This is a genomic window from Roseateles chitinivorans, assembly GCF_050632235.1.
Lineage (GTDB): Bacteria > Pseudomonadota > Gammaproteobacteria > Burkholderiales > Burkholderiaceae_C > Roseateles > Roseateles chitinivorans_A.
In genome coordinates this window covers 4834678-4856250 of the sequence record NZ_CP192584.1, presented here as the reverse complement: position 1 = coordinate 4856250, position 21573 = coordinate 4834678, and the positions used below count along the sequence as shown (strand labels likewise).

The window sequence follows — 21573 nt, the reverse complement described above, 5'->3', positions numbered from 1 at the left end:
GCCAGCTGTCAAGCTCGCGGGGTTTTTTCATGGGCGTGTCACGGGCGTGTCGTGGCCGCCAGGGTGCATGGCATCGGCAATCTCTGGCGATGTCGGGTGTGGGCGCGGTGGCGCTCGGCTACCATTGCGCCCATGGCGAATGTCGATGCAAAAGAGCTCGAAAAGTTCAGCGAGCTGGCTCACCGCTGGTGGGATACCGAAAGTGAATTCAAGCCCCTGCACCAGATCAATCCGTTGAGATTGAACTGGATCGACGGGCATTGCGGTCTGCAAGGCAAGACGGCGCTGGACGTCGGTTGCGGCGGCGGCATCCTGACCGATGCGATGGCGCGCAAGGGTGCGAACGTGCTGGGCATCGACCTGGCGACGAAGTCGCTCCGCGTCGCCGAGTTGCACGCGATGGAGGCGGGCACGGAGAACGTCGCGTACCAGGAGATCGCTGTCGAGGATCTGGCCGCGCAGCGACCCGCGTCCTTCGATGTGGTGACCTGCATGGAGATGCTGGAGCATGTCCCGGATCCCGCCTCCGTGGTGAACGCGCTGGGGCAGTTGGTGAAGCCGGGAGGATGGGTCTTCCTGTCGACCTTGAATCGCAACGCCAAGTCCTTCCTCTTCGCGATCGTGGGCGCCGAATACGTCCTGCGCATGCTGCCTGCGGGCACGCATGAATACGCCCGGTTCATCCGTCCGTCCGAGTTGGCGCAGATGTGCCGCGACGCCGGACTGGAAGTGCAGGGCGCCAAAGGGCTGACGTTCAATCCGATCACGCAGCGATACGCGCTGAATGCGGACACCGACGTGAACTACCTGCTGGCCTGCCGCCGTCCCGCATGAGCACGGTGATCCTGAACTCGCCCGCTGCGGCACCGGTGCGCACGGCCATCCGGACGGTGCTGTTCGACCTGGACGGCACGCTCGTGGACAGCGCGCCTGATCTGGCGGGTGCGACGAACGAGATGCTGGTCGCGCGTGGCCTGCCCGAAGTTCCGTTCGAACGTCTGCGACCGATGGTCGGCATGGGCGCGCGCGGAATGATGGGGGTGGCATTCGGCGTGTCCCCGATGGAGATGTCGTTCCCCGCGCTGCGCGACGAATTCTTCGATCGTTATGAGCAGCGGCTGCTGCGTGCGACCTTCCCGTTCGAGGGGGTGGCGGCGATGCTGGCGTCGCTGGTGGCCGATGGCTTGAGCTGGGGCATCGTGACCAACAAGTCCGAGCGCTTCGCGTTGCCGCTGACGCGCGGTCTGGGCTGGGATGCACAAGCGGCTGCGGTCGTCGGTGGCGACACCACACCGCACAGCAAGCCGCATCCGGCGCCGCTGCTGGAAGCGGCGCGACGCGCCGGCGTTTCGCCGCACGAGTGCCTCTACGTCGGCGACGACGCACGCGACATCGTCGCAGGCCGTGCGGCGGGCATGCCGACGGTGGCGGTGCGCTGGGGCTACCTCGGCGATGGCGAGCCCATCGAGGCCTGGGGGGCGGACGTGGTGGTGGACACGCCGTCGCAGCTGATCGAATGGCTGCGGACGTCGCGCTGAATCACACGCCTGTCGAACTTCAGAAAGAGTCGTGAGATCGGGCTCTTGAAGTCTGTGTGACAGGCATAATGTGAGACTTCTCTCTCTGGGGCCGACCTGGTTTCGACGTGGGTACGGAGTTGGAGTAGGGCATGCCGAGGGCCAGGCACCTCGTAAATCCATCTGGAACAAACCAACTGCGAACGATCAAACGTACGCTCTCGCGGCTTAAACCCCGCGGACCTCTCACCGGTTGGCCGATGGGCCGGGTGACGGGACGCAAGTCCTGACACAGAGAGGTTATACACATTGGCTGGCTGTTATCCGGGCACCTTGGATGATGGCGAGATTTAGGGTGCTGGCCCGTCCGGTAGCGTGCTCCTGCGCGACCGGGTAGGTGAGAACCAAATCAGAGAGCTAAGCATGTAGAACTGCCCGATGAAGGCTTGCGGACGCGGGTTCAATTCCCGCCGGCTCCACCATCTTCCTGAAAGGGCCCGGACGTTTCGTTCGGGCCCTTTTTCTTTGTTTGGTCGGACGAAGGTCTTTCACATGACTCTCTTGCCGCTCTATCCGCGCCGCCTGTCCACCCGCGCCGCGCTCTGCGCCGTGCTCGGCCTCGCTGCCTGCGGCACGCCACCCGTGCCCTACGTCGTACCCAAAGAAGCGCCGGTGGCCCAGATCCGCACGGCGCTTGAGCTTCCTAGCTCCCACGCCAGCGTCACGATCCGGGTCGGCACGGACCCGTCGAGCCCCTTCCATCCGTTCTTCACGGGATACGGTTATCAGGATCCGACGCCCTATCGCGATCTGGCGGCCAGCCAATACTTCGCCGTGTACTACAGCGAATCGCTCCCTGCAGGCGAGCGATGCGAGATCAGGACCGCCTTCGTGCTCGAGCCGGGGAAGCGGTACACGCTCCGCGGCGGCGCGCATTTCGAGCCGTCCTTCCTGGGAAGGCAGATCCGCAGTTGCCGGCTTCGCCTGCAAGATGACGGCACCGGCCAAGAGGTGCCGATGCTGAAGCGAGAGTGAGCGATGGGACGTCAGGTCGATGACGGCGCGGCGCGTCCAGAAGGGCAAGGGCGGGGATGGCAACGGCGCGTGCGCCTGACCGCCTTGCTCCTTGCCGGCTCCTGCACAGCGTGGGTGGCGTGTGCTTCGGCGTCGCCGGAAGCGGCGGAGCAGGTCATTGTGGAACCCGCGCCAGCGCCGGGCGTGCGCCCATTGACCGCCGACGAGGAGAGTGTCGTGCTGCGCATGGCGCGCGGCCCTTCGGTCTTTGCCACGGTCTGGGCCGAGGGTGCGGCGCTGCTGCCTCAAGCCTCGGAAACGCTTCAACGGTCAGCGCTCCTGGCCCGCTGCACGACGCTGCGGCCGCCCGCGTTTTCCCTTCTCAATGCCGTGCATCGCCAAGCCGTCGAACGCGTCGCCGCGGGACAGCAGGCGGAACGCGCACGTATCCTCGGCCCGGTGGCCAGCCTGTCGCGGCACCGTGCCTGGCTGATCAGCTTCGCCATCTTGCCCACCCAGGAGCGCGCCGCGCTGCTTCATGATGTCGACGGTCCCCACGGCGCTCAGGTGCTGCAGGCCTTCTCGGATCAGCGCGTCTTCTTCGACCTCTTCGGCATGGTCGACGCGCCCAGCGGCGAACCGCAACCCGCGGCGCCGGTGTGGCTCAAGGCCTATTTCCAGGCGTCAGGGCGTGCGCCTGTGCTTCGCCGGGCCATCCAGGAGGGATTGCCGGAGATTCTTCCCGCCTTCGACCGCATCGAGGGCTTCGATCGACTCACCCCTGCCGACGCGTCTTGGCTCAAGCCGGTGGCGGCGACGCTGTCGGAGGGCGGGCGACCGATCCTCGATGCCTTGCTGGCCGCCTATCCGCCGGAAGTGAGGGCCGCGATCGAACGTCTGACCGCACTCGAACAAGAGGCGAGGGACTTCGACTCGGCGATGACGCTGTCGGCATTCCCGCTGCCGCGCGACCCGGCCAGGCAGGCCATGGATCGGATCTACCCGACGCCTGGTGAGCCGATGGAGCTCCAGTTCGGCAACGGCATGCTCCTTCCCGCCCGCGCGGAGTTGCCGAAGCTCTGCCCGCCGTCGCCTTGAGATGGAGTTCGTGGCGGAACTGCAGCGCCGTCTCCCTGTCGGACACAAACCGTTTCACGACCCTGGCAGCCCCTTTGCCACGGTTCCTTCGCCAGCCCTTGGCGACCGCGCGCCGGTTGCCGGGGATACCGAAACCAGGAAGGAACCGCCACGCCATGGACGCACTGATGCTTCGCCGCCCGTTCCGCAACGTGAACGAGGGCATGTCCGCGGGTCTCGCGACCGGCGAATCGCCGTTGCGATCCCCGTCCGACCGTCGACTCGACGGCGACGGCACGCCCGAATGGGCCTGGCGCCAATGGCAGCCGCTGTGGGGCGCGTCGCTGACCTCCCTCGATGAACTGGTGCCGGAAGGCCGTCGCGCCGTCGTCGTCGCGCCGCATCCCGACGACGAGGTGCTCGGCTGCGGCGGCCTGCTGTCGCTGCTGGTGACGCGGCATCGGGCCGGACTGCCGCCCGACCGCGCGCTCGCGCCGCCCGTCGAGCTGGTGGCCGTCACCGACGGCGAAGCCAGCCATCCCGGATCCGAGCGATGGACGCCGGCACGGCTCGCCGTGCAGCGCCGTCATGAGCGCGCCTCCGGGCTTCGGCGTCTGGGGCTGCATGTGCCCGTGCATTCGCTTTGCGTCCCCGACGGCCACGTCGCCGAACACGAGGACGATCTGGTGCTCGAGCTGTGCCGGCGCCTGCGGCCGGACGACGTGGTCCTCACCTCCTGGCGCTTCGACGGTCATCCCGACCATGAGGCGACCGGCCGCGCCTGCGCGCGCGCCGCGCTGCTGACCGGCGCCTCGCTGGTGGAGCTGCCGATCTGGGCGTGGCACTGGGCGCGCCCCGGTGACGCCTCGGTGCCGTGGCACCTGATGCGGCGTCTGCCGCTCAGCGCCCGGGCGCTGCAGGACAAGCGCACCGCGCTGGCGGCGCATCGCAGCCAACTGCTCCCCGACGGCGAGCATCCGCCCGCGCTGTCCGCCGAGTCGGTGAACCGCCTGCTGCGACCGTTCGAATTCGTGCTGCTGCCCGACCTCACCCATCAGTGACGTCGCCGGCGCGCGTTGACGCGGCGCAGCATGACAAGCCCGAGGACGGGGGCGTAGCATCGAGTCTCCTCGGACTCATGCCTCCCCGTCATGTCCGTCTGGCAATTCGATCTGGCCTTCGCGCAAGGCGGCACCGCGGCGTCGTGGCTGCCGTCTTCGCGCTCGGACGTCATGCACTACCTCGCGAGCCGCGTCGGGCCGAGCACGCCGATGCTCGAAGGCTGGCGCTATTTCGGCAACGAGGCCGGCAACTGCATCGACATGGTCTCGGACCCCGATGGCCGCTATGAATTGCACGCGCGGCTGGACGCCTGCGCCGGCGAAACCGACCAGTTCATCGAGGTCGTCTGCGACGTCGCCCACGCGCTCGGCTGCGAGTTCTTCAGCGAGGAACTGTCGGCCCTGGTGCGTCCCAGTTCACGGGCCTTGAAGGAAGCGCTGCAGCGTTCGAGTGCGTGGCAGTTCGCACTCGATCCAGAAGGCTTCCAGCCCAGTCGCTGATCCCGACGATCAGCGTCGCTCCGCGTCGTCGAGCGCCGCCTTCAGGTGCGGTGCCGTGCGTGATTCCGCGTGCGTCGCGACCTCGTCCGGCGTTCCCGCCGCCACCAGGCGACCACCGGCACCGCCCGCGCCGGGCCCGAGATCGATGACCCAGTCCGCGGCGGCGACGACGCGCATCTCGTGCTCAACGACGACGACCGTGTGGCCAGCCTCGACGAGGTCGCGCAGCTGCACCATCAGCTTGTCGACATCGGACGGATGGAGGCCGGTGGTGGGCTCGTCCAGCACGTAGAGCGTGTGGCCGCGCTGCGTGCGCTGCAGCTCGGTGACGAGCTTGATGCGCTGTGCCTCGCCGCCGGACAACTCGGTCGCCGGCTGGCCGAGCCGCAGGTAACCCAGGCCGATGCCCTTCAGCAGACCGAGCGGTCGCGCGAGCGCCGGCTCCTCCGCGAAGAAGTCGAACGCGGTATCGACCGTCATGCCGAGCACGTCCGCGATGCTGCGGTCCCGATACCGGACCTTCAATGTCGCCTCGTTGTAGCGGGCGCCGTGGCAGGCGGGGCAGGGCGCGAACACGCTGGGCATGAACAGCAGCTCCACGCTGACGAAGCCTTCGCCCTCGCAGGTCTCGCAGCGACCCTTGGCGACGTTGAAGGAGAAGCGGCCCGCGTCGAACTTGCGGGCGCGCGCGGCCGGCGTTGCGGCGAAGAGCTTGCGGACGTGGTCGAACAGGCCCGTGTAGGTCGCCAGGTTGGAACGCGGCGTGCGGCCGATCGGCTTCTGGTCGACCTGCACCAGGCGCCGGATCGTCTCGGCGCCGCTCGCGATCCGCCCGCCGGTCGCGGCCTGGACGTCGGCGCCGGCCTCGGGGTCCTCGTCGTCTTCTGCAGCGGCGGGCTCATGCCCCAGATGCGCGCCGACCAGGTCCACCAGCGCGCGGCTCACCAGCGACGACTTGCCGGAACCGGACACGCCGGTCACCGCGGTGAACACGCCGAGCGGGAACGCCGCGTCCACGTCGACGAGGTTGTTCTGCGTGATGCCTTCGAGCCGCAGCCAGTCCTCGGGTGTGCGGCGCGCCGGGCGGCCCCGTGCATCGTCGGCATCGGCCGTGACGCCGGGGAAAAGGTAGGCGGCGGTGCGCGACTCCGCGACATCGCGCAGGCCCTCCGGCGGGCCGCTGTAGAGCACGCGTCCGCCGAGTTCGCCGGCGGCGGGGCCGACGTCGACGATCCAGTCGGCGGCGCGCATCAGCGTGAGGTCATGCTCGACGACATAGATCGAGTTGCCCGCAGCCTTCAATGCGCGCAACGAGGCAAGCAGCGATTCCCCGTCCGCCGGATGCAGGCCCGCGGAAGGCTCGTCGAGCACGTAGATGACGCCGAAGAGGTTGGAGCAGATCTGCGTCGCCAGCCGCAACCGCTGCAGCTCCCCCGGCGACACGGACGGCGTGGCGCGTTCCAGCGACAGATGGCCGAGTCCCAGCGTCAGCAGCGGGCGCAGGCGCATCAGCACGTCGTCGACCAGGCGCCGCGCCGCAAGGCGCTTTTCTTCGCTCAGCCCGTCGGTGGCGGCGTCACCGAGATGGTCCGCCAGCTGCGCCAGCGGGAACTGCGACAGCGCGCCGATGTCGAGCCCGCCGAAGGTCACCGACAACGCCTCGCGCTTGAGCCGCTTGCCGTCGCAGACCGGGCAGGCGCCGCCGATCAGGTAACGCGACACGCGGCGCTTCATCAGCGCGCTCTGCGTGGTCGCGAAGGTGTGCATCACGTAGCGCTTCGCGCTGCTGAAGGTGCCCTGGTAGCTGGGCTCCATCTTGCGGCGCAGCGCGTCCTTGGTCTCGGCGGGCGTGAAGCCGGCGTACACCGGCACCGTGGGCTGCTCGTCGGTGAACAGGATCCAGTCGCGCGTCTTGCGCGGCAGCTCGCGCCAGGGTTTGTCGACGTCGATGCCGAGCGTGACCAGGATGTCGCGCAGGTTCTGCCCGTGCCAGGCCGGCGGCCAGGCGGCGACGGCGCGGTCGCGGATGGTGAGCGTGTCGTCGGGGACCATCGAGGCCTCGGTGACCTCGTACACGCGGCCCAGCCCGTGGCAATGCGGGCACGCACCCTGCGGCGTGTTGGGCGAGAAGTCCTCGGCGTACAGCATCGGCTGCTTCGCCGGATAACGCCCGGCGCGCGAGTACAGCATCCGCAGCAGCGACGACAGTCCGGTCACGCTGCCCACGGACGATCGCGCGCTGGGCGTGCCGCGCTGCTGCTGCAGCGCGACGGCGGGCGGCAGGCCGTCGATCGAATCGACCGCGGGCACGCCGACCTGATCGATGAGCCGACGCGCGTACGGCGCGACCGATTCGAAGTAGCGCCGCTGCGCCTCTGCATAGATCGTGCCGAAGGCGAGCGAGGACTTGCCCGATCCCGACACGCCGCTGAATACCACGAGCGCGTCGCGCGGCACGTCGACATCGACGTTCTTGAGGTTGTGCTCGCGCGCGCCGCGCACCTGGACGAAGGCGGCGCGGCCGGGGCGTTCTCCGATGGCATCGCCGATCGGCGCGGGCGATGGGGAGGGCTGCGGACCAGGGGAGGGCGTTTGGCCAAGGCGGGACCTCGATTGATCGGCGCGACGTGCACCGGGACGGCGGGGCCGAAGTATCGGTCGATGGCACCGTCCAGCAAGGCGGGTGCCCACGGACCCTGGATCGCGACGGGCATGGCTGTTGCCTTTGCAAGGTTCCACTTCAGAGCCGTCGTCATGAACCTTTCTACCGATGTGATGCCCGTGCGTTTCGAGCCTGCGCTCGAACGCGAGGAACCCAGCGAAGCGACGACCATCGACGAGCTGGTGAAGACCTTCGTCGGCATGGCCCGGACCGTGGCCGACACGGAAGGCCATGCCTTCCGCGCCGTGCATGCGAAGGGCCAGGGGCTGCTGCGCGGGGAGCTCACCGTGTTCGGCGGGTTGCCGGAGATCTTCGCGCAGGGCCTGTTCGCCCGACCCGGTGTGTACGCCGCGCTGATGCGCCTGTCGGCGCCGCCGGCGGAGCAGCTGACCGATGAGGTGTCGACGCCGCGCGCCGTGGCCATCAAGGTGCTCGGGGTTCCCGGGGATCGCCTGCCGGAGGCCTTGGGTCCGGACGCGCAGGACTTCCTGATGGTCAACGGGCCGGCGTTCTCCCGACCCGATCCCCGCGGCTTCCTGAAGGACGTGAAGATGCTGGCCGCCACGACTGAGAAGTCGCCGCGCGGCAAGGAAGTGCTGTCCGCGGTGCTGCGCGGCGCTGAGCACGCGCTCGAGGCGATCGGCGGGGAGAGTGCCAAGCTCAAGTCGCTCGGCGGTCACCCCAAGGTGCATCCACTGGGGGAGACCTACTTCTCTCAGACGCCCTACCTCTTCGGACCCTACGTCGCGAAGTTCTCGCTGCAACCGCTGTCGCCCGCGCTGACCGCGCTGGACGGCGCGGCGCTGGAGACCGAGGGCGACGACGCGCAACGCGAGGCCGTCGCGCAGTTCTTCGCCGCTCAGGCCGAGCCGGTGGACTGGGCGTTGCGCGTGCAGCTCTGCGTCAACACCGACGAGATGCCCATCGAGGACGCGTCAGTCAAATGGGACGAGGACATGAGCCCCTGGGTGCAGGTGGCGACGCTCTCGCTGGCGTCGCAGCAAAGCTGGCAGGGCGAGGCAACACAGGCCGAAGAGGACGCACTGGCCTTCAGTCCCTGGAACGGGCTCGCCGCGCATCGCCCGCTGGGCGGTGTGAACCGTGCGCGCAAGATCGTGATGGCGGCCTCGCGCGAGTTCCGCTCGACGTTCAACCGGTGCCCGATCCACGACCCGGTGCGGGTCGGCGGCGCGGCCTGATCGCATGAGCGGGGCGGGGCTGTCGGGGCAGGCCGGGAGCGGGGCTTGCTGTTGAAGAGGCAAACCTTCCCCTCTTTCAAGGAGCACCCATGACCGACAAGCCCCTCTCCGACACCGAGCGCCGCGAGAAGCTCTGGGACCTCATCAAGGACGTCAAGGTCGGACTGTTCACGACCCACCATGCGAACGGGCATCTGCACTCGCGCCCGATGACGTTGCAGAACAAGGACCTCGACGAGGGGAGTCGCTGTGGTTCTTCATGTCCCGCAGCGGCGAGCCGTACAGCGACATCGTGTCGTCGTCGCAGGTGAACGTCGGCTTCGCCGATCGCAGCGAGGACACCTATGTCTCGGTCTCCGGCGTCGCGGAGCTCAACGAGGACCGCGCCAAGCGCCAGGAGCTCTGGAACAAGGCGGCGGAGGCCTGGTTCACCAAGGGCGTCGACGACCCCGACCTCGCGGTGGTGCGCGTGCGCATCAGCCACGCCAGCTACTGGGACGTGAAGGCCTCCAAGCTGACACAGCTCTACGCGATGGCCAAGGCGGCGGTGACCGGCAAGCCGCCCACCGGCCTCGCCGAGACCGGCGAAGTACGCATGAAGTGAGGCGGTGACGGGATCGGCGGATCCGCATCGGATCCGTCGACGCCGTCGATCACCGATCGCCCCTTACCGGAGTACCCCATGCCCAGAGGCGACAAGTCGTCCTACACGGACAAGCAGAAGCGGCAGGCCGAGCACATCGAGAGCGGCTACGAGGAGCGTGGCGTTCCCAAGGCCGAGGCGGAGAAGCGCGCCTGGGCCACGGTCAACAAGGAGACCGGCGGGGGCAAGAAGTCCGGCTCCGGACGCGGCCAGCCGGAGAACCACGAGCCGTCCCGCAAGGGCGGACACCTGGGCGGCCAGGCTGCGGCCAGCCGCACGGCGGCGGAGCGCTCCGCCTCCGCGAAGAAGGCCGCCGCGACGCGCAAGCGCAATGCGGCGGCACGCGCTGGTCATCATTGAGAGTCGGTCCCCTCAAAGCAGGACGCCCGGCATGAGCCGGGCGTCCTGCGTGGGAGTTCACCGGGGTCGTTAGTCCTTGGACCGCTCCACCGAAGCAGCGCTGCCGGAGGCGTTCACTCGGCCGAGGCCACTTGCGCGTCGACCGCATCGGCGTTGCGACGGCCTGTGACGTAGACGGTCGGCAGTTGCTCGCGCTTCACGGTGATGACCACCGGGTCCAGCGTCACGATCGAGGTGCGCATCTCGCGTTGACCTTGTGCATGAGCGATCCCGAGGCCCAGGGCCAGCGCCGCGATGGCACCGAAGGCGACAGCCTTGACGGTGGTGTTGGTGGCGGAAGTCATGCTGAGGCGGGTGGCGTTCATGTCGATCTCCTGAAGGCGTTGGCTGTGTCGATGAAGTCAGTGTCGTCATCGGGGCCGAGCCTTTCGAGCGCCGAGCGACGAAGCTGCGCGGTGACGGCGTGAGGTGCATGGACGGCTGACAAGCCGTGGCGCGTCGATCGCCGTTTCCGCCCTCTACAAGTGAGAACGCCGACAGGACGCTGTCCTCTCGGCGTTCAATGCGTCGGGCTTGGCAGCCCGAGCGATGCTCAGCGGGCTGCGACGCCTTCAGTTGCGGCGCCCTTGTTGGCTTCCTTGGCGGCGTAGCGCTGCACCAGGGCAGCGTACGTCGGCGAAGCCTTCATCTCTGCATAGCGGGCTTGCGCCTTGGCGCGTTGGCCGGCGTTCAAGCTGAAGTCTTCCGTGCGGTCAACGGCGGCCAGGCCGGACTCGCGATAGATCTCCAGGTCGGCCAGCACCTCGGCGCGGGTCTTCTGGCTCTGCGTGATCGGGTCGAGGTGGCTGTAGCTCTGAGCGAAGGCCGGCACGGCGGCGGCGGACAGGGCGATCAAGGCGGTGGCGATCAGGGTCTTGGCGGTCATGATGATGTCCTTTGAGAGAGCGTTGGATCGGGGTGTCTGGGGTCTGGGACCGGCTTCGTTTGCCGATGACTGAAGGTTAGGACCACCTCCCTTTCTGATAAATGACTGGCACGCGAATGGGCCGTTGTGAAGCTCGCAACAATCGATCGCTTGCCATGTGCCGTGGCCTTCGGACCTTCTTCACTTGTCGACGTTCCAATGTGCAGGCGCAAGCAAGACGCCCGGCGTCAGCCGGGCGTCTTGAAGGAGCAAACCGAAGGGCGTCAGTCCGTGGATCGCTCCATCGAAACAGCGTGACCTGAAGCGTTCACTCGGCCGAGGCGACTTGTGTGTCGGCCGCGTCGGCGCTGCGGCGGCCGGTGATGTAGACGGTCGGCAGCTGCGCGCGCTTCACGGTGATGATTACCGGGTCCAGCGTCACGATCGAGGCGCGCATCTCGCGTTGGCCTTGTGCATGAGCGATGCCCAGTCCGAGCGCCAGCGCCGCGATCGCACCGAAGGCGACAGCCTTGACGGTGGTGCTGGTGGCGGAAGTGATGGCGAGGCGGTGGGCGGCGTTCATGTCGATCTCCTGAAGGCGTTGGCTGTGTCGATGGAGTAAGTGTCGTCATCGAGGTCCCGCCTTTCGAGTGCTCAGCGACGAACCTTCAGCGCGGCGGCGTGAACGGCACGAACGACGGATGAACCGTTGAGCCCACAAGGCAGAACGCCGACAGGACCGAGGTCCTGTCGGCGCTTGTGGACAGATGCGGCAACAATCGGGGGACGCACCAGACTCAATCACTCTGCATTGCCTTCCTCATGCTTCGATTGCCTATCGCCATTGCCTTCATGCTTGCCGTGATGCTTGCTGCCAGCGCGCACGCGCAGCAGAAACCGACTGTCGACCTGCGCTCGTTGGAGAGGCGTGCCATTGACGGTGACATGCAGTCTCAGTTCGATCTGGGGCGAGCCTACGATGAGGGAAAGATCGTCCAGCGGAATGGCATCGAGGCGCTTCGCTGGTTTCGATTGGCTGCCCAGCATGGCGATGATCGGTATCAGCTGTGGCTGGGCATGGTCCTGTCACGTGAAGGGCTCAATGCGGAGGCGCGCGAATGGTTTTCCCGTTCGGCTGAACAAGGCAATTGGGCGGCCGGCACCAATCTCGGGCGATTGCTTGCGCAAGGACTCGGTGGCGCGGTGGACAAGGAAGGGGCTGCGACGGTCTACGAGAAGGCCGCCGACGATGGAGGAGCCTCCGCAGCCAGGAATCTTGTCCAGATGTTGGTGAGCGGAGAACTCGGACCCCAGTCGGATGAAAGGCTCTGCTACTGGGCGGGACGTAGCGTCAAGCAACTCGGTCCCCGTTACGCTGATGCCGATGAAAGTCTGCGACGTTGGCTGGCCGACGCCGAGTCTCGTCTGAGCGCGGAACAGGTCGCGATCTGTCGAGACAAAGTGGCTGCTTTCAAGGTGGCCGACTCGACCGCCGGCCGGCGCGCCAAATAGGGTGGAGAGGATGCCGGGACGTCGTGCAAGCAAGACGCCCGGCATGAGCCGGGCGTCTTGAAGGGAGCAAACCGAAGGTCGTCAGTCCGTGTATCGCTCCACCGAAACAGCGCAACCTGCGACGTTCACTCAGCCGAAGTGTCTTGATCGACAGTCGTGCTGCGACGGCCAGTCACATAGACCGTGGGCAGTTGCTCGCGCTTCACGCTGATCACCACCGGATCCAGCGTGACGATCGAGGCACGCATTTCGCGCTGGCCTTGTGCATGAGCGATCCCGAGGCCCAGGGCCAGCGCCGCGATCGCACCGAAGGCGACAGCCTTGACGGTGGTGTTGGTGGCGGAAGTGATGGCGAGGCGGTGAGCGGTGTTCATGTCGATCTCCTGAAGGCGTTGGCTGTGTCGATGGAGTCAGTGTCGTCATCGAGGCCCCGCCTTTCGAGTGCTCAGCGACGAACCTTCAGCGCGACGGCGTGAACTGCATGCGCGGCGGATGAACCGTCGGGCGTGGCGCCCCAACAAGGTCCAGTGTCGACAGGACCGAAGTCCCGCCGAGGCTGGGCGGCTGGGCGGCTGGGCGCATCGGAGGCGCAATGCAAAGCGCCCGGCAAGGGCCGGGCGCTGGGACTGAAAGCGGGTGTCGGGCGGAGCGACGTCAGGCGGCGCCCTTGAAGACGGCCTCGATGCGGTGCCCGTCGGGATCGATGAGGAAGGCGGCGTAGTAGGTGGCGCCGTAGTCCGGGCGCAGCCCCGGGGCGCCGTTGTCGGTGCCCGCGATCGCCAGTGCGTCCGCGTGGAAGGCATCGACGGCCGCGCGGCTGGGCGCCGCGAAGGCCAGATGGAAGCCCGGCCCCGGCGCAACCACCGGCGAGCGCAGCTTCAGGCAGAACAGGTCCTTGTCGTCCTCCAGACCGTAGCCGATGGCCTCGTCGTCCTCGAAGACGCGGCGCAAGCCCAGCGCCCCCATCGCGGCATCGTAGAAACGGCCGCTGACCTCCAGCGACGTCGCGGGGAACGAGATGTGATGAAGCATGATGATCCTTTATGGAGGGCGCGAGTCTAGAGGCGTCGGCTTCCTGTGTCCTCGATCGCGTCCCCGCCTCGGAACCCCGACGGCGGCACGCCGAAATGCCGCCTGAACATCGCCGCGAACGCGCTCTGGCTCGAATATCCGCAGTCGAAGGCGATGTCGACCACCCGCGCGCCTTCCGCGATGCGCCGCAGCGCGAAGAGCAGCCGGGCCTGCTCGCGCCATTGCGCGAAGCTCATGCCGGTCTCCTTCTGAAAAAGGCGGTGGATCGTCTTCGCCGCGACGCCGAGCCGTTCCGCCCAAACCTGTGCCGTCGCCGCGTCCGACGGTTTCTCCGCCAGCGCTTCGCAGACCGCCTTCAACCTCGAGTCCTCGGGCATCGGCAGATGCAGCGGCAAGGTCGCCGCGCGCCGGAGTTCGTGGATCAGCAGCCCCATCAGCGTGCCGTCCCGCCCGCGCTCCGCGTAGTCGACGGGGACCCGCACCGCCTCCACCATCAATTCGCGCAGCAGCGGCGACACGTTGAGCACGCAGGTCCGCTCCGGCAGGTCGCCCAGGCGCTCCGCATCGATGTAGGCCGTGCGCATCCGCACCGCGCCGGACATCCGCACGCTGTGCCGCACGCCCGCCACGAGCCACAGCGCCCGGTTCGGCGGCACCACCCAGAAGCCCGCCGCCGAATCGACCAGCATCACGCCGTCGATCGCGTACAGCAGTTGCGCCCGGGGATGGCTGTGCCAGCCGGTGACCGCGCCGGACGGGTAGTCCACCTCCATCGCGACCGTCGGCCGGGCCGTGTCGTGGAAGTCCTCGAACTTCCGGTGTGCGCTGTTCGCCGTCATGTCCCAAAGTCTACAAGTGGTGTCGCATTGGAGGGAGACGGACGGGGCTGGAGTCCCTAGGCTTCAAGCTTCCCGAACCTTCGACCGCACGGCTGTACCGCAGACCACCGATTCCGCGTCCCTCGCACGTTCCGACGCGGTGCTGCCCGCCGCCACCCCGGCGGTGACCGGCGCACCCGCCACGCCCCATGCCCATGGCTTCCTGCTGCCGATCGTCGGCGCAGCCGCCTTCGCGCACCTGCTCAACGACCTGATCCAGGCCGTCCTGCCGTCCATCTATCCGATGCTGAAGGCCAACTACGCGCTGAGCTTCGGCCAGATCGGCTGGATCGCGCTGGTCTACCAGATCACCGCCTCGCTGCTGCAGCCCTGGGTCGGCCTCTACACCGACAAGCATCCCAAGCCCTACCTGCTGCCCATGGGCATGGTCGCCACGCTGGTCGGCGTCGGGCTGCTGGCGTTCTCGACCTCGTACGAGATGCTGCTCGTCGCCGCGGGCGTCGTCGGCATCGGCTCGGCGACCTTCCATCCGGAAGCCTCGCGCGTCGCGCGCATGGCTTCGGGCGGCCGCTTCGGCACCGCGCAGTCCTGCTTCCAGGTCGGCGGCAACGCGGGCTCGGCCGTCGGGCCGCTGCTCACCGCCGCCATCGTCATCCCCCACGGCCAGTCGGCCATCGCGTGGTTCATGCTGGTCGCGGCGCTCGCGATCTTCGTGCTGTCGCGCATCACCGACTGGACGCTGCGGCACGGTCAGGCGAAGGTCAACAGCCTGGCCCGCGGCGCGGTCGGCGGCCTCGGCCGTCGCGAGGTGATCCGCGCCATCGTCGTGATCGCGATCCTGATGTTCGCGAAGTTCGTCTACATCGCGTCGTTCACGAACTACTTCACCTTCTACCTGATCCAGCGCTTCGGCCTCAGCGTCCAGCAGAGCCAGGTCTACCTGTTCATCTTCCTGGCCGCCATCGCCGCGGGCACCTTCGCCGGCGGCCCGGTCGGCGACCGCATCGGCCGCAAGGCGGTGATCTGGGTGTCCTTCCTCGGCGTCGCGCCTTTCGCGCTGGCGCTGCCGCATGTCGGCCTGACGCTCACCGCCGTGCTCGCGGTCGCGATCGGGCTGGTGATGTCGTCGGCCTTCGCGGCGCTGGTCGTCTATGCGCAGGAGGCCGTGCCGGGCCGCGTGGGCATGGTGTCGGGCGTGATGTTCGGACTGATGTTCGGCATCGGCGGCATCGGCGCCGCCGGCCTGGGCCATCTGGCCGACGTGCACGGCATCGTCTGGGTCTACACCCTCACGTCTTTCCTGCCGCTGCTGGGCCTGGCGACCGCCTTCCTGCCCGACACGCGCAAGCCGCGCGCGGCCTGAAGGTCCGCCCGCCGGCCGGACCTGTGCCAGGCGCAGGGTCCGGCCATCCTGTCTTCCTGCATCAATCGATGCTGATCTTCCCCTGCTCGATCACCTGCTTCCAGCGCGCGAACTCGGCGGCCTGGAACGCGGTGAACTGCTCCGGCGTGTTGCCCACGATCTCGAAGCCGAGCTCCAGCAGCTTGGGCTTGACCGCCGGATCGTTCAGGCTCTCGACGACGGCGTTGCGCACCTTGGTCTTGATGTCCGCCGGCAACCCCTTGGGCGCGGCGACTGCCTGCCAGGAGTAGACCGTCACGCCCTTGTGGCCGAGCTCCTCCATCGTGGGCACGTCCGGCAGCAGCGGTGAGCGTTTGGCGCTCGTGATGGCCAGCGCACGCATCTTGCCGGCCTTGATGTGGGGCAGGGCGGTGTTGATGTTCATGAAGGTCGTGTCGACCTGACCCCCGAGCAGGTCGGTGATCGCCGGCGCGCCGCCCTTGTAGGGCACGTGGGTGGCGGTGGTGCCGGTCTCCTGCCAGAACAGCGCCGCGGTGAGGTGGTCCGAGGTGCCGGGACCCGCGGAGGCGAAGGTCATCTTCCCGGGGTTGGCCTTCATGAACGCGATCACCTCGGCCAGCGTCTTGAAGCGCGAGCCCGCCGGCACCGCCAGGACGTTGGGCGCCTGCACGGCGATGGTGATGTAGTCGAAGTCCTTGAGCGGGTCGTAGCCCGCGGTCTTCGTCAGGTGCGGTCCGATGACGAAGGGGCCGAGCGAGGACACGAACAGCGTGTAGCCGTCCGGCGCCGCGCGCTTGGCCGCCGCCGCGCCGATCATGCCGCCGGCGCCGGCCTTGTTGTCGACGATAAAGGTGCCGCCCAGCTTCTCCTGCAGCTTCACGCCGAGCGTGCGCGCGACCATGTCCGTGGAACCGCCGGGCGGGAAGGGGACGAGCAGCGTGACCGGGCGCGCGGGCCAGGTCTGCGCAAGCGCAGTGTTCATTGACAAGGCGCTCAGCAGGGCGAGCGCGACGCCCGCTTTCAAGCCGCGGGTGAGGGTGCGAAGGGATCGGATCATCGTTGTCTCCTGGTGTCGTTGTGTAGGCGATGGATCGGGATCAATCACGGTCAAGGTCGCTTGCCGACCTCCGTCTGTTCGCGCGTCCAGGCGCGCGCCTGCTCGCTGAGGCTGAGTCCCAGTCCCGGGCGATTCGGCACGAGCATCCGGCCGCCGGCGATCTCCAGGCGTTCGTTGAACAGAGGCTCGAGCCAGTCGAAGTGCTCGACCCAGGGCTCGGTGGGGTAGGTCGCCGCGAGGTGCACGTGCAGCTCCATCGCGAAGTGCGGCGCGATCATCAGACCGGCCTGTTCCGCCTGCGCGGCGATCTTCAGATACGGCGTGATGCCGCCGACCCGCGGCGCGTCCGGCATCAGATAGTCGGCGGCGCGGTGGCGGATCAGGTCGCCGTGCTCCATCGCGCTGGTCAGCATCTCGCCGGTGGCGATCGGCGTGTCGAAGGCGGCGGCGAGCGCCGCGTGGCCCTCGTGGTCGTAGGCGTCGAGCGGCTCCTCGATCCAGACGAGCCGCAGCGGTTCGAAGGTGCGGCACATGCGTTGCGCGGTCGGCCGGTCCCACTGCTGGTTGGCGTCGACCATCAGCGCCACGTTGTCGCCGAGATGCCGCCGCACCGCGTCGACGCGCTTCAGGTCGAGCGCGCCGTCCGGCTGTCCGACCTTCAGCTTGATGCCGCCGATGCCGCGCTCGATCGACGCCGACGCGTTGACCAGCAACTGCTCCAGCGGCGTGTGCAGGAAGCCGCCCGAGGTGTTGTAGCAGGCCACCGAGTCGCGATACGCGCCCAGCAGCTTGGCCAGCGGCAGGCGCGCGCGACGCGCCTTCAGGTCGTAGAGCGCGACGTCGAAGGCCCCGATCGCCTGCGTGGACAGCCCGCTGCGCCCGACCGACGCGCCGGCCCAGCAGAGCTTGTTCCAGAGCTTGGCGATGTCGCTCGGATCCTCGCCGAGGAGCGCGGGCGCGATCTCCTTCGCATGGGCGAACTGGCCCGGCCCGCCGGCGCGCTTCGAATAGCTGAACCCCAGCCCTTCATGGCCGTCGCGCGTGACCACCTCGACGAAGAGCAGGGCGATCTCGGTCATCGGCTTCTGCCGGCCGGTCAGCACCTTGGCGTCGCTGATCGGCGTGGCCAGCGGGAGGTAACACGACGAGAGCCGGAGCCACTCGATGCGGTCGTTGGAGCTGATGTCTGACATGACTGTTAACGTTAACATTCAGGTGGATGAAAAGGCGCTGAACGGATTGGCAGGCTATGCCCGGGGCTGTTCAGCGCCGCGATGATTGATGGTAACGGTAACATCGCCAGGTTTGCAAGATTCCATCGGCAAAGCTCGGACAATCGCCGCCGATCCCTCTTTCCGCCCTCCTTCCGCCCCTCTTTCCGACCCGCCCTCATCGATGCCGCCTGTCCGCCCCGGCGCTGGAGCCGTGACCCTGCATGACGTCGCCGCCGCGGCGGGCGTGTCGCTGATGACCGCCTCCCGCGCGCTGCGCACGCCGGAGGTGGTCTCCGCCGCCACCCGCGAGAAGGTGATGCAGGCGGTCGCCCAGACCGGCTACATCCCCAACCTGCTGGCGGGCGGCCTGAAGTCGCGGCGCAGCATGACGGTGGCGGCGCTGGTGCCGGTGATCTCGGTGCCGCAGTTCCTGCCGACGATCCAGGTCTTGACCGAGCAGCTGGACCGCGCCGGGTACCAGGTCTTGCTCGGCCAGACCGGCTACGACCACGCCCGCGAGGAGGCGCTGCTGAACACCATGATCGGCCGGCGCGTCGACGGCATCGTGGTGGCGGGCCTGCTGCAGCACGGCGACACGGCGCGCCGCCTGGCGCGGCTGGGCGTGCCGGTGGTGGAGACCTGGGACATGACCGAGCGGCCGCTCGACACGGTCGTCGGCTTCTCGCACGTGCAGGTGGGCGCCGCGGTGGCGGGCCACTTCATGGCGCGAGGATGGACCCGCGTGGGCCTGGCCACCGGCAGCGACCAGCGCGCCGGGCAGCGGCGCGCCGGCTTCCTGTCGGTGATCGGCAAGGAGGTGCCCACCGCCGTCACCGAGGTGCCGGCGGGTGTGCCGCACGGACGCCGGGCGCTGTCGGCGCTGCTGGACCAGGCGCCAGACCTGCGCGCGGTGTTCTGCAGCTCCGACGGCATGGCCGAAGGCGTGCTGACCGAAGCCCTCGCGCGCGGCCTGCGCGTGCCCGAGGACCTCGCGGTGATCGGCTTCGGCGGCGCGGAATTCTCGGCCTCGCTGCATCCATCGCTGTCGACGGTCCACATCGACGGCGCCGAGATCGGCCGCCGCGCCGCCGACGTGCTGATCGCGCGAGGCCAGGGCGGGGACTCCGGTCCCGCCATCGTCGACGTCGGCTTCCAGCTGGTGCTGCGGGGCTCGACGGGCGACGCGGCATAGCGACCCGACGACCCGGGCACCCGGCGATGTCGAGGCGCCGACGCCGCCTTTCCCAGACAGCCTCCTGATCGTCCACGGCAAGCGCCACGCTTGACCGAAGGGGTGGTACCGCTGCCATCTTCTCCATCAATCGCACGGGCATTCACGGCCCTTGCATGTGGCGACTCTATGATGAGAAGAGTTCTCATTTGCAATAATACGCCTCTCATGTCCGTCCGCTCTGACTCGTCCCTCCTGCTGACGCCCCTGTCGTCGGCCTTGAAATCGTTGCTGGGCGCCAGCCTGGCCGTCGGCGCGGCCAGCGTGATGGCCCAGGCCGCCGATGCGCCGGCCGCCCCGGCGCATGCCGCCTCGGCCGCCGCGAACACCGCCCTGGGCAAGGTCACCGTGCAGGGCAAGGCCGAACGCCAGAAGGCCGGTCTGGGCTCGCGCGGCGGCGTGGGCATCCTGGGCTCGCAGGACGCGATGGACATCCCGTTCAGCACGCTGAACTACACCGAGCAGCTGATGCGCGACCAGCAGTCGCGCACGCTCGCCGACGTGCTGCAGAACGACGCCTCGGTGCGCGTGATGACCGCCGCCCAGGGCTTCGGCGAGGACTTCCAGATCCGTGGCTTCGCCGTGCCCAGCGGCGACGTCGGCTTCAACGGCCTGTACGGCCTGTCCTCGGGCAACCGCATGCCGGCGGAGATCATGGAGCGCGTCGAGGTCCTGAAGGGCCCGGCCGCGATGGTCAACGGCATGCCGCCCGGCGGGAGCGTGGGCGGCAGCATCAACGTGATCCCCAAGCGCGCCGGCGACCAGAACCTGACCCGCCTGACGACCAGCTTCGCCAGCGGCGAGCAGCTCGGCGTGGCGATCGACGTGGGCCGCCGCTTCGGCGAGAAGAAGGAGTGGGGCATCCGCGTCAACGGCAGCTACCGCGACGGCGAGGCCAGCATCGACGACGGCAACGCGCGCCAGCGCTTCGCCTCGGCCGCGCTGGACTTCCGCGGCACGCAGCTGCGCTGGACGACGGACGTGTTCAAGCAGCACGAGAACATCCGCGGCTTCCGGTCGCAGACCGCCTTCCGCGCCGGCATCACGCAGTTGCCCAAGGTGCCTGATCCGCGCAGCAACATCTACGGCAACGCGCAACTGGCGCTGGACGATGAGATGCTCGCCACCCGCCTGGAGTACGACGTCAACGATCGGGTGACCGTCTGGGCCGGCGCCGGCTGGCGCGACAGCTGGTCGATGCAGGACTTCCCGACGGCACCTGCGGCTTTCCGACCGAACACGCAGGGCGAGTTCCGCGTGTTCGGCGCCTGGTACGACGCCTACTTCAATACGACCAGCGTGGACGCGGGCGCCCGCGCGCGCTTCGAGACCGCCGGCATCGGCCACACGATCTCGATCGGCGCGAGCCGCCTGGCCCAGGAGACGGGCAGCTTCTACAAGGCCAACGACGCGGCGACGGCGGTGCCGTCCAGCCTCTACAACCCGGTGCAGATGCCGGCGGTGACCGGTGCGCGCCTGGCCCCGACCAGGACTTCCGAAACTACGCTGTCGGGCATCGCCATCGCCGACACCCTGTCGTTCATGAACGAGCGGCTGCTCGTGACGGTGGGCCTGCGCGACCAGACGGCCAAGGTGGTGACCTTCCCCGTCTCGGCGACCAATGGCTACGACAAGAACGCGCTGGGGCGCCTGGGCGGTGTGGTGTTCAAGGCGACCGAGGACCTCTCGTTCTATGCGAACTACGCCGAAGGGCTGACGCGCGGCGCCATCGCGCCCACCAACGGCACCGTGTCGAATCCCGGTGAGGTCTTCGCGCCGTACCAGTCCGAACAGGTCGAGGCGGGTGTGAAGATGGACTGGGGCCGCTTCGTCACCTCCGCCAACGTCTACGAGATCAAGAAACCGAACTCCATCAACGTGCCGACGCCCGGCAATGCACTGCCCCGTTTCGCCTTCGACGGCGAGCAGCGCAATCGCGGCGTGGAGGTGTCCGCGCAGGGGGAGATCGTCCGCAGCGTCCGCTGGCTGGCCAGCGCGTCCTTCACCGATGCGAAGCAGGCCCGGACCAACGGTGGCCTGACCGACGGCAAGGACGCCACCGGCGTGGCGGACAAGACGGCGAGCGTCGGTGCCGACTGGGACGTGCCGTACCTGCCGGGCCTGGGCATCAACGGCCGCGTGATCTACACGTCCTCGGGCTGGCTGGACAACGCCAACACGCTGGCGGTGCCCGCGTGGACGCGCGCCGACATCGGCGCCCGCTACACGACGAAGATCGCCGGCGTGCCGACCGTCCTGCGCGCCAACATCGACAACGTCTTCGACCGCCACTACTGGCTGCTCAGCGGCACGTACGCGACGGTGGCCACGGGCCGCACGGTCGTGCTGTCGGCGTCGTTCGACTTCTGATCCATCGCTGTCATCCC

The 21573-nt window shown here is 68.3% G+C and carries 23 protein-coding genes and 1 other RNA gene; 15 read left to right on the top strand and 9 right to left on the bottom strand.

Annotation, left to right across the window (positions count from 1 at the left end; genetic code table 11):
- Positions 1-132: 132 nt before the first annotated feature.
- From ubiG to ACQ859_RS22160, 7 genes are all read left to right on the top strand, one after another.
- The gene (ubiG, locus tag ACQ859_RS22190; RefSeq protein ID WP_431256470.1) at positions 133-834 is read left to right on the top strand and encodes a bifunctional 2-polyprenyl-6-hydroxyphenol methylase/3-demethylubiquinol 3-O-methyltransferase UbiG; all 702 of its coding nucleotides are present in this window, start codon (positions 133-135) and stop codon (positions 832-834) included.
- Positions 831-1538 carry a phosphoglycolate phosphatase gene (gene gph / locus ACQ859_RS22185; RefSeq protein WP_431262791.1) on the top strand — a complete coding sequence of 236 codons (708 nt, stop codon included), beginning with the start codon at positions 831-833 and terminating at the stop codon, positions 1536-1538. The genes ubiG and gph overlap by 4 nt, the downstream gene beginning before the upstream one ends.
- A gap of 87 nt (positions 1539-1625) precedes the next feature.
- Positions 1626-1999: a transfer-messenger RNA gene (gene ssrA / locus ACQ859_RS22180) on the top strand.
- 70 nt (positions 2000-2069) lie between these two features.
- On the top strand, positions 2070-2552 hold the full coding sequence (locus ACQ859_RS22175) for a hypothetical protein (protein ID WP_431262790.1): 483 nt from the start codon (positions 2070-2072) through the stop codon (positions 2550-2552).
- 3 nt (positions 2553-2555) lie between these two features.
- Positions 2556-3629: a hypothetical protein gene (locus ACQ859_RS22170; protein WP_431262789.1), complete on the top strand. Its 1074-nt coding sequence runs from the start codon at positions 2556-2558 to the stop codon at positions 3627-3629.
- 155 nt (positions 3630-3784) lie between these two features.
- The gene (locus tag ACQ859_RS22165; RefSeq protein WP_431262788.1) at positions 3785-4669 is read left to right on the top strand and encodes a PIG-L deacetylase family protein; all 885 of its coding nucleotides are present in this window, start codon (positions 3785-3787) and stop codon (positions 4667-4669) included.
- A gap of 90 nt (positions 4670-4759) precedes the next feature.
- Positions 4760-5170: a hypothetical protein gene (locus ACQ859_RS22160; RefSeq protein WP_431262787.1), complete on the top strand. Its 411-nt coding sequence runs from the start codon at positions 4760-4762 to the stop codon at positions 5168-5170.
- Between the two features lie 9 nt (positions 5171-5179).
- On the opposite strand, the gene ACQ859_RS22155 is transcribed toward ACQ859_RS22160, so the two are convergent.
- Positions 5180-7720, bottom strand: a complete 2541-nt coding sequence (locus tag ACQ859_RS22155) for an excinuclease ABC subunit A (protein WP_431266626.1) — start codon at positions 7718-7720, stop codon at positions 5180-5182.
- A gap of 204 nt (positions 7721-7924) precedes the next feature.
- On the opposite strand from ACQ859_RS22155, the gene ACQ859_RS22150 reads away from it, so the two are divergent.
- From ACQ859_RS22150 to ACQ859_RS22135, 4 genes are all read left to right on the top strand, one after another.
- Positions 7925-9031 (top strand): catalase family protein, encoded by a 1107-nt coding sequence (locus ACQ859_RS22150; protein ID WP_431262786.1) that lies wholly within the window; start codon positions 7925-7927, stop codon positions 9029-9031.
- A gap of 89 nt (positions 9032-9120) precedes the next feature.
- A complete protein-coding gene (locus ACQ859_RS22145) occupies positions 9121-9342 on the top strand; it encodes a pyridoxamine 5'-phosphate oxidase family protein (RefSeq protein ID WP_431262785.1) in 222 nt (73 codons plus the stop codon).
- Complete coding sequence (locus ACQ859_RS22140) at positions 9291-9635, top strand: pyridoxamine 5'-phosphate oxidase family protein (protein WP_431262784.1); 345 nt, start codon at positions 9291-9293, stop codon at positions 9633-9635. Before ACQ859_RS22145 ends, ACQ859_RS22140 begins: the two co-directional genes overlap by 52 nt.
- A 78-nt stretch (positions 9636-9713) precedes the next feature.
- Positions 9714-10034 carry a plasmid stabilization protein gene (locus ACQ859_RS22135; RefSeq protein ID WP_431262783.1) on the top strand — a complete coding sequence of 107 codons (321 nt, stop codon included), beginning with the start codon at positions 9714-9716 and terminating at the stop codon, positions 10032-10034.
- Between the two features lie 113 nt (positions 10035-10147).
- Here the strand turns inward: ACQ859_RS22135 and ACQ859_RS22130 are convergent, their stop codons facing one another.
- The 3 genes from ACQ859_RS22130 to ACQ859_RS22120 all read right to left on the bottom strand — a co-directional run bounded on the left by ACQ859_RS22130 (position 10148) and on the right by ACQ859_RS22120 (position 11521).
- Complete coding sequence (locus tag ACQ859_RS22130) at positions 10148-10399, bottom strand: hypothetical protein (RefSeq protein ID WP_431262782.1); 252 nt, start codon at positions 10397-10399, stop codon at positions 10148-10150.
- A gap of 227 nt (positions 10400-10626) precedes the next feature.
- Positions 10627-10959, bottom strand: coding sequence for a DUF4148 domain-containing protein (locus ACQ859_RS22125; RefSeq protein WP_431262781.1), 333 nt, complete (start codon positions 10957-10959; stop codon positions 10627-10629).
- Positions 10960-11266: 307 nt separating this feature from the next.
- Positions 11267-11521: a hypothetical protein gene (locus tag ACQ859_RS22120; RefSeq protein WP_431262780.1), complete on the bottom strand. Its 255-nt coding sequence runs from the start codon at positions 11519-11521 to the stop codon at positions 11267-11269.
- Between the two features lie 239 nt (positions 11522-11760).
- Between ACQ859_RS22120 and ACQ859_RS22115 the strand changes: the two genes are divergently transcribed.
- A complete protein-coding gene (locus tag ACQ859_RS22115; protein WP_431262779.1) occupies positions 11761-12450 on the top strand; it encodes a tetratricopeptide repeat protein in 690 nt (229 codons plus the stop codon).
- A 125-nt stretch (positions 12451-12575) separates the two neighbouring features.
- Here the strand turns inward: ACQ859_RS22115 and ACQ859_RS22110 are convergent, their stop codons facing one another.
- The 3 genes from ACQ859_RS22110 to ACQ859_RS22100 all read right to left on the bottom strand — a co-directional run bounded on the left by ACQ859_RS22110 (position 12576) and on the right by ACQ859_RS22100 (position 14321).
- A complete protein-coding gene (locus tag ACQ859_RS22110; RefSeq protein ID WP_431262778.1) occupies positions 12576-12824 on the bottom strand; it encodes a hypothetical protein in 249 nt (82 codons plus the stop codon).
- A gap of 280 nt (positions 12825-13104) precedes the next feature.
- Complete coding sequence (locus tag ACQ859_RS22105) at positions 13105-13482, bottom strand: VOC family protein (protein WP_431262777.1); 378 nt, start codon at positions 13480-13482, stop codon at positions 13105-13107.
- A 26-nt stretch (positions 13483-13508) separates the two neighbouring features.
- Entirely contained in the window at positions 13509-14321 is an 813-nt protein-coding gene (locus ACQ859_RS22100; RefSeq protein ID WP_431262776.1) for an AraC family transcriptional regulator, read from the bottom strand.
- A 139-nt stretch (positions 14322-14460) separates the two neighbouring features.
- Here ACQ859_RS22100 and ACQ859_RS22095 point away from each other — a divergent pair, with 139 nt between their 5' ends.
- Complete coding sequence (locus tag ACQ859_RS22095) at positions 14461-15684, top strand: MFS transporter (protein ID WP_431262775.1); 1224 nt, start codon at positions 14461-14463, stop codon at positions 15682-15684.
- Positions 15685-15745: 61 nt separating this feature from the next.
- Here ACQ859_RS22095 and ACQ859_RS22090 read toward each other — a convergent pair whose 3' ends face one another.
- Together ACQ859_RS22090 and ACQ859_RS22085 are read right to left on the bottom strand one after the other, a co-directional pair.
- The gene (locus ACQ859_RS22090) at positions 15746-16741 is read right to left on the bottom strand and encodes a Bug family tripartite tricarboxylate transporter substrate binding protein (protein ID WP_431262774.1); all 996 of its coding nucleotides are present in this window, start codon (positions 16739-16741) and stop codon (positions 15746-15748) included.
- A 50-nt stretch (positions 16742-16791) separates the two neighbouring features.
- Positions 16792-17934: an L-talarate/galactarate dehydratase gene (locus ACQ859_RS22085; RefSeq protein ID WP_431262773.1), complete on the bottom strand. Its 1143-nt coding sequence runs from the start codon at positions 17932-17934 to the stop codon at positions 16792-16794.
- Between the two features lie 202 nt (positions 17935-18136).
- Between ACQ859_RS22085 and ACQ859_RS22080 the strand changes: the two genes are divergently transcribed.
- Both ACQ859_RS22080 and ACQ859_RS22075 read left to right on the top strand, forming a co-directional pair.
- Positions 18137-19147, top strand: coding sequence for a LacI family DNA-binding transcriptional regulator (locus ACQ859_RS22080; RefSeq protein ID WP_431262772.1), 1011 nt, complete (start codon positions 18137-18139; stop codon positions 19145-19147).
- A 207-nt stretch (positions 19148-19354) separates the two neighbouring features.
- Positions 19355-21556, top strand: coding sequence for a TonB-dependent receptor (locus ACQ859_RS22075; protein ID WP_431262771.1), 2202 nt, complete (start codon positions 19355-19357; stop codon positions 21554-21556).
- The last annotated feature ends 17 nt before the right edge of the window (positions 21557-21573 follow it).